This is a genomic window from Micromonospora sp. NPDC052213, from assembly GCF_040679695.1.
Lineage (GTDB): Bacteria > Actinomycetota > Actinomycetes > Mycobacteriales > Micromonosporaceae > Micromonospora.
The window spans coordinates 1-9,937 of record NZ_JBFAVI010000216.1 but is presented as its reverse complement, the minus strand read 5'-3'; the positions used below and the strand labels follow the sequence as shown (position 1 = coordinate 9,937).

The following is a 9,937-nucleotide window of genomic DNA, read 5'->3' as shown; positions in this document are numbered from 1 at the left end:
CAGCTTGCCGTCGCGTCCCCGCCGCCGGCGGCCAGGACCGCGGCGAGCGGGTTGCGGCCGTGCCGGAGGCTGTCCACCAGCATCGGCGCCGCGCCCAGCAGCAGCGCGCCCGCCACGACCAGCCCCGCCCGACCGGCCAGTTCCCGCCGCCGCCACACCACCAGCACGGTGCCGGTCCCGAGGACGTACGGCAGCAGCAGCGGGTCGGCCCAGAGCATCAGCCCGGACACCAGCGCCCAGGCCGCCCAGCGGGGCAGCCGCCGACCCGCTCCGTCGGCGCAGAGCGCAACGGTGAGCAGGGCGAGCGCCACCCCGGCCGGGTTCATCTCGGGGTAGCCGCCCCCGGCGATGAGCTGGTTCTTGACCACCCGGTCGGAGCCGAGCGCGAGGAAGCCGACGACCAGCAGGGCGAACCAGGGGTCGCCGCCGAGCCGACGGGTGAGCCGCCAGGACAGGGCGAGGAACAACGCGTACAGCGCGAGGGTGGGCAGCCGCAGCGCAAGCACCGATGGCCCGGTGAGCGCGACCAGCGGCGCGGCCAGGTACGCCTCGAGCGTGCCCATGTAGGCCTGCCCGTAGAACCAGATCGGGAATTCCTCCCCGCGGGCGATGTGCAGGGCGGCCAGCCCCATGGTCGCCTCGTCGCTGTTGGTGGGCGGGGCGTCGGCGAGCAGCAGCGCCAGCCGGTACCCGACCCCGACCAGCCCGACGAGCAGGGCAAGCAGCACCGGCAGCCGGGGACGCCGGGGCGTACGTGGCCGGGCGCGGTCGCGTGGCTCCTGGCGTGCCGTGGCGGTCATGCCTGCGATCATGGCATCCGGGCGGCTGGCGGCCCGTAGCCCGGCCTCGGACAGCGGCGATGCTGGTGCCGAAACCTCGTCCGTCCTGCTCATGGCCGTGTGATCGCTGAGATGAGAACGCGGATCTTCTCCGATCAGACGTCGCTTCCTATTTCAGGATCCACGACGCGCCCAGCCCCTGGCAAAGGGTCGAGGCTAGGCTGGGGCCGACGTATTGTCGCCACCGTGGAGATTCCCGTGAAGCTCTCGATCCTCATGCCGGTCTACAACGAGGAAGAACGCATCGCGGATGCTCTCAAGCAGGCGTTGGCGGTCGACTATCCGTGTGAGATCGAGTTGGTCGTGGTCGACGACGGCAGTCGGGACGGTACGGGTGAGATTCTCGGCCGGGCCGACGACGCGCGTCTGCGGGTCGTCACCCATCAGCGCAACGCTGGTAAGGGTGCGGCCATCAGGACGGCGGTCGACAATGCGGAGGGCGACTACATGGTCATCCTCGATGCTGACCTGGAGTACGACCCGCAGGACATTCCCAAGTTGCTCGATCCGGTGCTCGACGGGCGGGCCACGGTCGTCTACGGCAATCGCACCTTCGGTAGTCACAGTGCCTACAGTTTCTGGTACGTGATGGGCAACAAGGGCGTCACGATGGCCGCGAACGTGTTGTTCAACTCCTACATCGGTGATCTGGAGACCTGTTTCAAGCTGATGCCGGTCGACCTGTACCGCTCGCTCGACGTCCGTTCGCGGGGGTTCGGGATGGAGGCGGAGGTGACCGGTAAGTTGCTGCGTCGTCGGATCCGTCCGTACGAGGTGCCGATCAGCTACCGGGCGCGGGGCCGTGAGGAGGGCAAGAAGATCACGTGGAAGGACGGTGTCGAGGCGCTCTGGATCCTCGGCCGCGAGCGCACCCGCCGCCGTCCTTTCGGCGCCCCGACCCGCTGACCCGCCGCCGGGACCTGCCCCGCGGCGGGTCGTCGCGGGCTCAGCGGCCGGCCGGCGCCAGCGCCGACTCCAGGAACCCGCCGACCGAGCGGCGCAGCCCGGCGGCGTCCAGCCCGTGCCACCGGGTGTGGTCCTCGGCCGATCCGTAGCGGCGCAGTTCCTCGCGCCCGACGCCGAGCGCCAGCAGCCGGTGCGGCCGGTCGGCCAGCGCCGCCGACACCACCCGCGCCGACGTCCCGGCCAGGTAGGGCTCGACCAGGATCACCTCCGTGCCGGCCAGTGCCCGCAGCCCCGCGGTGTCGAACGGCCGGGGCCGGTGGGTGTACGCCACCGTGACGCCCAGGTCGGCCGCCGCGGCGAGCGACGCGTCCAGCACCGGGCCGACCGCGACCAGCAGCGGGGCGCCCGGCCCCGCGTCCCGGAGCACGCGCAGAGCGCCGTCGCCGCCGTACGGCCGGTCGTTGTGCTGGGTGGAGAGCCGCAGGTACGCCGAGCCGTCGGCGGCCACCGCGTCCCGCAGCAGCGCCGGCACCTCGTCGGGGTGGCCGGGGACGTGCACGGTCCAGCCGTGCAGGGTGTCGATCAGCGAGACGTCCGCCGGCGAGAGGTGGGTGCGCCCGGCGGCCGCCCGGTCGTACGACGCGCCGACGCTGACCAGCACCGCGCCCACACCCTGGTGGTCGAGGTCCAACTTGAGCTGCTCGTACGCGCGCTCGACCAGGAACGGGGCGTAGCTGTGCGCGATCGGCCGCAGCCCGGTCAGCGCCAGCCCGCCGGCCACGCCCACCATCAACTGCTCGCGGATCCCGACGTTGAGCACCCGGTCCGGGTGCCGCCGCGCGGCCGGGGCGAACGCGGCGGCGGAGATGTCCGCCAGCACCAGCGCCGTACGCGGATCGTCCGCGAGCAGCGCGGTGGTGGTGTCGACGAAACGGTCCCGCACGGTCACTCCCCCTGGTCGACGACCGCGACGACGACGTGCGGCCGGTGGTTGTCCTGCCCGGTCAGGGCGGTGTGCAGGGCGTCGTGGTTCCGCCCGTCGACGGTGGCGGCGGTCCAGCCGTTGACGGTGAACCGGGCCGCGGCGCCGCCCGGCCAGCCGTGCGTGGCGGAGCCGTTGTCGATCACGATCGCGGTCAGGTTGCCCAACCCGGTCGCGCCCGCGTACGCGATCGCCTCGTGGTTGGAGCCCTCGTCCAGCTCCGCGTCGCCGAGCAGCACGAAGACCCGGGGCGTGAGCAGGCCCTGGGCGCGCAGGCCGAGCGCGGTGCCCACGCCGAGCCCGAGCCCGTGGCCGAGGGACCCGGAGCCGATCTCCACCCCGGGCACCAGCATCCGGTCGGGGTGGTCGCCGAGCCGGCTCCCCGGGCCACCCTGATCGTCCAGCCAGTCGGCGGGGACGAAGCCCTTCGCGGCGAGCACGGCGTAGTAGCCGGCGACGGCGTGCCCCTTGGAGAGCAGGAACCGGTCCCGCTCCGGCGCGTCGACGGTCTCCGGGGTGATCCGCAGGATCCGGTCGTAGAGCACCCAGAGCACGTCGACCGTGGAACGGACGTTCGCGCCGAACTCCCGTCCCGCGCGGATCCGCTCGTACAGCGGGGCGACGGGCCCGGGCAGGGGCGGCACGGTCGGGTCGTCCGGCGGTGGGGCGGTCGCCACCCGACCCGCGTTGGCGGTCATCGTGGTCATGCCGCTAGCCTGCAAGTTGAAGTCCGCTTCAACTCAAGGCGACGTGATGCACGAGTCACTGACCATCGGCCAGCTCTCCACCCGCAGCGGCGTGGCCCCCTCGGCGCTGCGCTACTACGAGCGGCTCGGGCTGATCCGGGCCGAGCGGACGGGTGGCAACCAGCGCCGCTACGCCCGCACCGAGCTGCGCCGGGTGGCGTTCATCCGGATCTCCCAGCAGGTCGGCATCTCGCTCGAGGAGATCCGGGAGGCGCTGGACTCGCTGCCGGCCTCCCGTACCCCCAGCGCGGAGGACTGGGCGCGGCTCTCCGCGGCCTGGCGGGAGCGCCTGACCGAGAAGATCCGGCTGATGACCAAGCTGCGCGACGACCTCGACGGCTGCATCGGCTGCGGCTGCCTGTCGCTGCGGCGCTGCACGCTCTACAACCCGGACGACTCGCTCTCCGGAGAGGGCTCGGGAGCCCGCCTGATGCTCCCCCGCCCGGCCGCCGACCCGGCGCCGGCCGCCTGACGGCGACCCGGCGGATCAGCCGGTGGTGAGCAGCACCTTGCCGACGTGGTCGCTCGACTCGACCAGCCGGTGCGCCTGCGCCGCCTCGGTGATCGGCAGCCGGCGGTCCACGATCGGCCTGACCGCGCCGGCCTCGACCAGCGGCCAGACCTGCTGGCGGACGCCCCGGACGATCTCCGCCTTCTGCTCCCGGGGCCGGGACCGCAGCGCGGTGGCCGCGACCGTGCCCCGCTTGGCCAGCAGCGCGCCGAGATCCAACTCGCCCTTGCGGCCGCCCTGCATGCCGATGACCACCAGCCGGCCGTCGGTGGCCAGCGCCGCCACGTTCCGGGGCAGGTAGGAGGCGCCCATGATGTCGAGGATGACGTCGGCGCCCCGGCCGTCCGTGACCCGCCGGACCTCCTCGACGAAGTCCTGCTCGCGGTAGTCGATCGTGTGCGTTGCGCCCAGCTCGCGCAGCCGCTCGTGCTTGGCCGCCCGGGCGGTGACCACCACCGTGGCGCCGAGCGCGACCCCGAGCTGGACCGCGAAGGTGCCGATCCCGCTGCCGCCGCCGTGCAGCAGCAGCGTCTCGCCCTTCGCGAGCCGGGCCAACTGCACGACGTTCGACCAGACCGTGCAGGCCACCTCGGGCAGCGCCGCCGCGTCGACCAGGTCGACCCCCGCCGGCACCGGCAGCAACTGCCCTGCCGGCACGGCGACGCGCTCCGCGTACCCGCCGCCGGCCAGCAGCGCGCAGACCTCCTGGCCGACCTCCCAGCCGGCCACGTCGGGCCCGGTCGCGCTGATCACCCCGGAACACTCCAGCCCGGGGTACGCGGGCGCGCCCGGCGGCGGCGGGTAGTGCCCCTGCCGTTGCAGCAGGTCCGCCCGGTTCACGGCGGTGGCCCGCACGTCGACGACCACCTCGCCGGGGCCGGGTTCGGGATCGGGCACCTCGCTCCAGACCAGTGCGTCGGGTCCGCCGGGCTCCGGAATCGTCATCGCGCGCATGCCCTGTGTCTACCCCACCCGCCCGTCGGTCCACGCCCGGGCCAGGATCTCGTCCACCGTCTGCCCCGGCGTCTGCGCGGAGGTGTCCAGCCAGAGCCCGATGCGGGGCGTCTCCGCGCGGAACCCCGCGTCCAGGTCGGCGACCGGCCAGTCGCCGTACCCGGTCTTCTCCCGGGCGTCCTCGCGGGCGGCGACGACCTCGGGGCTCGGCGCGAGCACGACGACCGCCAGCGGACGGTGCCGGATGCGGTCGACCATGGCCGGCAGCTCCGCGCCGAGGACCACGTCCTGGAGCACCACGGTGAAGCCGTCGGCGGCGTAGCGGTCCGCCGCCGACGCCGCGAGGTCGTAGCGCAGCCGCAACTGCCGCCACGCCTCCTCCGACGGCTCGGCGGTCATCTCCTCCCGCCCGCTGACCACCATCCGCCGGAAGACGTCCCCCCGCAGGTGCACCGCGCGGGGCAGCCGCCCGGCCAACGCCTCGGCCACAGTGGACTTGCCGGCGGCCATGATGCCGGTGATCAGCACGACGGACGGGGTCTCCCACACGCCGCCGATCATCTCAGCGCGGGTGCCGTGCCCGCTCGCCCGGTGCGCCGCCGTGGCAGACTAGGCACGGTCGCGTACCCCTGCGGGGCGCGGCCCGGGAGGGTTCGCCTAGTGGCCGATGGCGCTGGTCTTGAAAACCGGTAAGGGCAGCGATGTCCTTCGTGGGTTCGAATCCCACACCCTCCGCCGATGAACAGCAAAACGCCCCCTGACCAGCACGAATGCCGGTCAGGGGGCGTGTCTATGGGTGGTGAATCGGTCTCACTTCGTCCCGCTCGGGGCCGCCGCGTCTCACTGGTCGTGTCGTTTACGTGTCGGCGTCTCCCGGCTCACTCTCTGCCGTGCCCGGCTCCTCGGTGCCCAACGCTCCCTCGATCCGCTTCCGCGCGGCCGCATCCTGTCCGTCGATGCACGAGGCGTAGACCTTGAGCAGCACATGCACGCTGTGCCCGGCCCACTGTGCGACCTGGATAGCTGGCACCCCGGAGTTGAGCCAGAGCGACACGGCAGCGTGCCGCAGGTCGTACGGCCGATGCGCGAGCGGGGAGCGCTGCTGAACCGGCGTCAGCGCCGCCTCCCGCGCTTGCCGCCAGGCACGCAGGTACATGCTCTTGGACACGGGAGCCAGCGCACCGGCTTGCTGGGCATGTTGCCCTGGTAGTCGGCCGGGCCTACGCCGACCCAGGCCGCATGAAGCCAAACCCGGAACCGATCCAGCAAGCCGTAAGTGCTGTGGGTCAGCCGGCGAGCCGATGCGTTCTTGGTCGGCGATTCGCTTTCAGACATCGAGGGGGCGCAGGCGGCGGACGTGCGGGTGATCGGCTACGCGAATCGCCTGCCCAAGGTCGAGGAATTTTCGGGGAGCGGGAGCGGATGTGGTGATCACGAGCATGGGCGAGATCGCCCACCTTCTGCTAGAGCGCGTTTGCGGCCGGAAGTCTTAATGCAGCGGCCCTGAAGATCACAACACCCCCGGCACGCTACTGTCGGCGGCTCGACGTCCTAAAAATCCTGACTTGCAACAGTCGGACTAATTTCGCTGGGTTCCGCTCTTCGCGTTTGTGCGCCGGACGAATCGGGATCTTGCGATCGGTCGATCTCGCCTAGACTGGCGCTTCACAATCCCAGGTCGAAAGATCGGAAGGGCCAAACGTGAACATGCCTGTCCGTATCCTTGCGTCGAGCCCGAACGAGCAAGGAGATCTCCTGACGAGATTAGCCGCCGACTTGATCTTCACGTTTGGCTATGATAACTGCGTGTTCGACACGCACAAGACTGGCCGCGAGTTGGACCTGACTGCGACACACAGATTCGAACCGCGGGACATAGTAGCGGAGTTCAAGAGCGGTTCCACGCCTTCTGGCGGTGCAGACTTGAACAAGTTCTATGGGGTGCTTGACGCGGAGCGACGGCAGCGCGAGGGCCGTGAGGTCCACGGCTATTTTGTCTCCCTGGCGGGATTCCGCTCCTCGGCGATCGCGCAGGAAGAGGAACTTGGGAACCGTTTCGTGCTTCTTGATGGGCAGCGGGTTCAGGATGAATTGGCTGAGGGCAAAATTATTGTGCGACCCGCCCGAGCCTTGGATGCCGCTCGGCAGGTAGTGGGAATTCCAGCAGACCTGGATTTGGACGATAGTCCGGACCTTATTGGACATGCAACTGGCTGGGTATGGGCCGTATACTTCAATTCGCACAGGCAGCGATCAGCCGTCTGCCTAGTTCATGCAGATGGCACGCCGCTGACGCTTGCAATGGCGAAGCAAGTTATTGCCACCGCGAAAAGCGCCCGGGATTCACTGGGTAGCCTGAGAGTACTTAACCGGGCCCCGCAACCAGACAATCGGGCAACTGTTAAGCGGCGGTATCTCAGTTTCCTGCGGCAGGAGTACGGCGCCATCACTCTTGAGGGTCTCCCCGTAGATCAAACGATGGGCTCGGGGCAATTCAAGCTCGAGACACTCTATGTGCCTTTGCGCCTAACAGATATTCCGAGTTCGGCGGCAAGCGGAGGTGCACCGCAAACGACGGAGGGCACCCAACCCTCTCAGTCGGCACTCGAAGATGAAGGAGAGCACAAAGTCTCAAGCTATACTCTCGGTGAGGCGCTGCAAGAACACCAGCACCTGGCAATTCTTGGGCTGCCTGGCTCGGGGAAGACCACGGCGCTTAAGCGAATTTCCGTGGCATATGCCGACAAGTCCAGGATCGGTGAGATCGCGGACTATCTCCCAAAGGCATCCTGGTTTCCTGTTGTGATCAAGTGTAGGCACCTCGCAGGAAGTGTGCGTAAGACTATTCTGCAGATAATTGCGGAGCAGGTCGAGCGTGCGGAGATGCCCGAATATCGCGACGACTTTGAGAGGCTTGTTTCCGGCGAGCTTCGTAACGGGAACCTGCTGCTTCTAGTTGATGGCCTAGATGAAATCGCATCTTCGGCCGATCGGCTGGCGTTTGTTAGTCAGCTAAGAACCTTCATCGGCGTTTACCCTAAGTGCAAGCTGGTAGTTACTTCGCGAGAGGCCGGCTTTAGGTCTGTTGCAACATCAGTTAACTCAATATGCCACTCTCTCCGAGTGGCTGATCTCCCTGATGACTCCATCAGGACCCTCGTCGTCGCCTGGCATAACGAGGTGGTCGGAAAGGCCCCGTCGGTCAGAAGAAAGGCTCTCGATTTAGCCGACTTCATCATCGAAACAGACCGAGTTCGTAGCCTCGCCGCAAACCCTCTTCTCCTTACAACGCTGTTGCTGGTGCAGCGGTGGGTCGGACAAGTGCCACGCCGACGGAGTGTGCTGTACGACAAGGCGATCGAAGTCCTCTTGATGACATGGAACGCGGAGGGGCATCGCCCGCTCGACCCGGAAGAGGCGATTCCGCAGCTGGCTTACACCGCTTACGCAATGATGGCTCAGGGTAGAAAGACTGTAACCCTTGATGAACTTTCCGCGCTTCTGAGTGCCTCTCGCCAGGACATCCCGGAGGTCCTGGCATACGCCGTGACGCCGGTGCGAGATTTCGTCGATAGGGTTGAAGAGCGAAGCAGCCTCATGACCTTGAGCGGCCACGAGCTGGTAGGCGGGAAGATCAAGCCAACTTATGAGTTTAAACACCTCACCTTCCAGGAGTATCTGGCTGCCCAGGCGATCGCGGACAGGCATTTGGATGCCGCATCCCGACACAAGTCTGTAGTAGAGATTCTCGAGGATCGGCTTGATCTCGAGGAGTGGCAGGAAGTAGTGACGCTGACCGCCGTTCTCGCCAAGATCGAGGCTCCCCAGATAGTTGCCCGATTGTTGGAGAGAATCCGGCTCGCCTTAGCGGAATATTTCGAAACCCGAAAGCCCCGCAGACGTGATGACCCTGAAGCCCAGCTAACTGCGAACCTTATCGGATGTCTGCGGGACGAGGTGCAAATTGCCCCCGATCTCGCTAGAGAGGCCATTGAGGTTGGCATTGTGGCAAGCCGGTACCTCAGATCCATGAATGGCTCCTTAGCGTATGGGCTGCACGGTGGGCGGTATGATTCGCTCCTGCGCAGCGTTTGTATCGATAGATACCGCTTCGATGTGGACCGCTTTACTTTGTTCGGGTCCGCAATCGCCGAGACGGCGATCCTTGACTACAGGGCCACCGGTGCGGGCGTGGCCCTCGACGATTGGATCCAGGAGAGGTTGGCGTCCAACGACGAGAGCGTTGCCATCACCGGCGCCCTGGCTCTTATGCATACGGCATTCCGCCAGAGGTTCACACCCCGTCAGCGGAGCGGAAGCCGGCCACACGGGGATGCTGTTGGCGGCTCCACTAAGATGCTCATCGAGGGCTTGATTGGAGAATCCAACCATCGCTGTGACCGCTTGTATTTCTCGAAGATGTGGGCGGCGGCTTGGGTTATGCAGATTACGCCCGAGCTTGATCCGACTCTCGTCAACGCGCTGCAGCTAAAGATGGTGAACGTCTGGCGTCGAGCGCACCACCCCGATGTGGCTCGTAGCGCCGCATGGGTACTTACGGCATGTCCTTTGGTCGGGCAATGGGAACTCGATGGCGCGGAGCGTGAACGGGTTTTGACCTTCGGTCGGTCGCAGGCCCGGGCCCGTGGGGCAAACAAGGATTACCGGCGTGGCGGCGGGTTGGTAATTCGCTTTTACGCTGAGGATGAAGCTGAGGCCAGGTTGTCGCTGGTCGAAGAAGTGGCAACCGGTTTCGGTCGTGAACGTGATGTTGTGGACGGCCTATCGGAAAAACTGCTCCTCGCCCTAGGAGAGGACGGCAAGCTCGCGCTGGAAAATCTTCGGAAGAACGGCATCCGTAGGGTTGGAGCCGCGAGTCGCTAACCTTCAAGGCTTGGCCGATGCCGACCTGGCCAGGTGTGGGATACACAACACAGATTTATTTGTGTTTGTGGCGTGGGAGTGATTCTAATTTACCGTGACCTCAATCGTGGCTTTA

The 9,937-nt window shown here is 67.3% G+C and carries 7 protein-coding genes, 1 tRNA gene and 3 pseudogenes; 5 read left to right on the top strand and 6 right to left on the bottom strand.

Going from position 1 to position 9,937, the window contains the following annotated elements; genetic code table 11:
• Positions 1 to 800, bottom strand: a pseudogene (locus AB0L34_RS30710) (DUF423 domain-containing protein); the annotation flags it as partial.
• A 237-nt stretch (positions 801 to 1,037) separates the two neighbouring features.
• On the opposite strand from AB0L34_RS30710, the gene AB0L34_RS30705 reads away from it, so the two are divergent.
• Complete coding sequence (locus AB0L34_RS30705; protein WP_363701358.1) at positions 1,038 to 1,745, top strand: glycosyltransferase family 2 protein; 708 nt, start codon at positions 1,038 to 1,040, stop codon at positions 1,743 to 1,745.
• Between the two features lie 40 nt (positions 1,746 to 1,785).
• On the opposite strand, the gene AB0L34_RS30700 is transcribed toward AB0L34_RS30705, so the two are convergent.
• Both AB0L34_RS30700 and AB0L34_RS30695 read right to left on the bottom strand, forming a co-directional pair.
• Positions 1,786 to 2,688 carry a transketolase gene (locus AB0L34_RS30700; protein WP_357462836.1) on the bottom strand — a complete coding sequence of 301 codons (903 nt, stop codon included), beginning with the start codon at positions 2,686 to 2,688 and terminating at the stop codon, positions 1,786 to 1,788.
• A gap of 2 nt (positions 2,689 to 2,690) precedes the next feature.
• Positions 2,691 to 3,434, bottom strand: a complete 744-nt coding sequence (locus AB0L34_RS30695) for a transketolase (RefSeq protein WP_357462833.1) — start codon at positions 3,432 to 3,434, stop codon at positions 2,691 to 2,693.
• Positions 3,435 to 3,480: 46 nt separating this feature from the next.
• On the opposite strand from AB0L34_RS30695, the gene soxR reads away from it, so the two are divergent.
• Positions 3,481 to 3,945: a redox-sensitive transcriptional activator SoxR gene (gene soxR, locus AB0L34_RS30690; protein WP_350712442.1), complete on the top strand. Its 465-nt coding sequence runs from the start codon at positions 3,481 to 3,483 to the stop codon at positions 3,943 to 3,945.
• A 15-nt stretch (positions 3,946 to 3,960) separates the two neighbouring features.
• On the opposite strand, the gene AB0L34_RS30685 is transcribed toward soxR, so the two are convergent.
• Positions 3,961 to 4,938: an NAD(P)H-quinone oxidoreductase gene (locus AB0L34_RS30685; protein WP_363708788.1), complete on the bottom strand. Its 978-nt coding sequence runs from the start codon at positions 4,936 to 4,938 to the stop codon at positions 3,961 to 3,963.
• Positions 4,939 to 4,947: 9 nt separating this feature from the next.
• Positions 4,948 to 5,487 (bottom strand): AAA family ATPase, encoded by a 540-nt coding sequence (locus AB0L34_RS30680; protein WP_363708786.1) that lies wholly within the window; start codon positions 5,485 to 5,487, stop codon positions 4,948 to 4,950.
• 97 nt (positions 5,488 to 5,584) lie between these two features.
• On the opposite strand from AB0L34_RS30680, the gene AB0L34_RS30675 reads away from it, so the two are divergent.
• Positions 5,585 to 5,673: transfer RNA gene (locus tag AB0L34_RS30675), tRNA-Ser, on the top strand.
• A gap of 121 nt (positions 5,674 to 5,794) precedes the next feature.
• Here AB0L34_RS30675 and AB0L34_RS30670 read toward each other — a convergent pair.
• Positions 5,795 to 6,109 (bottom strand): annotated as a pseudogene (locus tag AB0L34_RS30670) (integrase); the annotation flags it as partial.
• Between the two features lie 5 nt (positions 6,110 to 6,114).
• Here AB0L34_RS30670 and AB0L34_RS30665 point away from each other — a divergent pair.
• A pseudogene (locus AB0L34_RS30665) lies at positions 6,115 to 6,431 on the top strand (HAD-IA family hydrolase); the annotation flags it as partial.
• Between the two features lie 313 nt (positions 6,432 to 6,744).
• On the top strand, positions 6,745 to 9,822 hold the full coding sequence (locus AB0L34_RS30660) for an NACHT domain-containing protein (protein WP_363708784.1): 3,078 nt from the start codon (positions 6,745 to 6,747) through the stop codon (positions 9,820 to 9,822).
• The last annotated feature ends 115 nt before the right edge of the window (positions 9,823 to 9,937 follow it).